Origin of the sequence: Pseudomonas sp. SIMBA_041, assembly GCF_046535095.1 — a bacterium.
In the GTDB taxonomy this organism is placed as follows: Bacteria; Pseudomonadota; Gammaproteobacteria; order Pseudomonadales; family Pseudomonadaceae; genus Aquipseudomonas; species Aquipseudomonas mucoides.
On record NZ_JAWRXJ010000269.1, the window covers coordinates 1 to 274 of the forward strand.

The following is a 274-nucleotide window of genomic DNA, read 5'->3' on the forward strand; positions in this document are numbered from 1 at the left end:
GTATTAGACGCATTGAAATCGTTCTCTAAATCGCTGAGGGTCAGATCAAAGCTATCATTCGGATTTTCGGTAATAGGACTAACATTGCCGACTTTGTCTGATAACTCTAAGCTGTCGACAGGCTCACTTATTGCAGTATCGTTATTATTTTCTTCAATTGGCTGATGGTCTACTGCATTAGTACTATCATTCTGAGTAATAGGTAAATCGAAGTCTATACTTTCAAAGTTGGTTGTATTTTCTACAGGTAGTTCTTGATCCTGTATGGCTACAG

The 274-nt window shown here is 38.0% G+C and carries 1 protein-coding gene; it reads right to left on the minus strand.

The window, feature by feature from the left end:
• Positions 1-274, minus strand: a 274-nt coding sequence (locus tag SB725_RS31145) for a hypothetical protein (protein ID WP_410923258.1), incomplete at both ends; no start/stop codon positions are given.